Origin of the sequence: Oerskovia turbata, assembly GCF_000718325.1 — a bacterium.
GTDB lineage: Bacteria > Actinomycetota > Actinomycetes > Actinomycetales > Cellulomonadaceae > Oerskovia > Oerskovia turbata.
This window is the reverse complement of the sequence record NZ_JOFV01000070.1, coordinates 1-217: the sequence shown is the minus strand read 5'-3', so window position 1 is coordinate 217 and position 217 is coordinate 1. Positions and strand designations below refer to the sequence as shown.

The 217-nt window shown below is 71.0% G+C and carries 1 pseudogene; it reads right to left on the bottom strand.

Going from position 1 to position 217, the window contains the following annotated elements:
- A pseudogene (locus tag IE95_RS20770) lies at positions 1 to 217 on the bottom strand (glycosyl transferase); the annotation flags it as partial.

Sequence of the window (217 nt, the reverse complement as noted above, 5' to 3'; positions counted from 1 at the left end):
GGGGAGGTTGGAGATCTGGTGCAGGGTGGTGCGGCGTAGTCGGCGGTACAGGGCGGGGTCGTAGGCGCGGGCGTGGGCCCAGAACTCGTCCTTGGTGCGGAGGGACTCGCGGGTGCCGGCGCGGACCAGGAGCATCGAGGAGACCAGGGACACGATGTCGAGGTAGTGCAGCATGTAGCGCTTGAGGGCGCGGGGGGTGGTCGGGTTCGCGCGGGCC